This is a genomic window from Vibrio sp. 1978, from assembly GCF_033344345.1.
On the sequence record NZ_JAWPOP010000866.1, the window covers coordinates 1 to 553 of the forward strand.

General features: G+C 50.6%; 1 protein-coding gene. It reads left to right on the forward strand.

Translation table 11 applies throughout. The annotated features are described in order from the left end of the window. A partial coding sequence (locus R8N49_RS29565) for a hypothetical protein (protein ID WP_318190751.1) occupies nucleotides 1-252 on the forward strand: 252 nt, incomplete at its 5' end. Between the last annotated feature and the right edge of the window lie 301 nt (nucleotides 253-553).

The window sequence follows — 553 nt, forward strand, 5'->3', positions numbered from 1 at the left end:
GTTCGGCAACCTCCAGAAACGGGTATAGGGAGGGAGGATGAGCTACTCCGTTATAAATCAAGATGGGGTGCATCTGTGCGACATCCCATTGAACGTCTACCAGGTGATACGTCGCCAATCCTTGTCTGCGTTGTGGCTTTACTGGGCGCAGAGCTTGAATTTGGTGAAGGTGCTCATTGCTTGCGTCGGAAAGATGATCTTTGTGATGCCGGTAATGTGGTTCTGGGTGCTGGTGGTGTGCCGCTTGGTTGAACCAGAACGTATCTCAGACGTGTCAGGACTTATCTCTCCGGACGTGATCGGGTGGGCCGCTGGTGCGGCCATCACCCTCATTATCTATTCCGTTTTTACACGCCCAGCTTTGTACGGATACCACAACTTTTTCAAGCAGCATATTTGCTCAAGAGTAAAGCAAGTAACGCCGGAACTCAGAACAGTCACTGGGCCACTGTTCTTTTACCGAAACGAAATTGGAACGATATAGAGAGGAACCATGAAAGTAACCAATAGACTCAAACTGCTGGCACTGGGGCTGTGTAGGGGCGGTACTGCC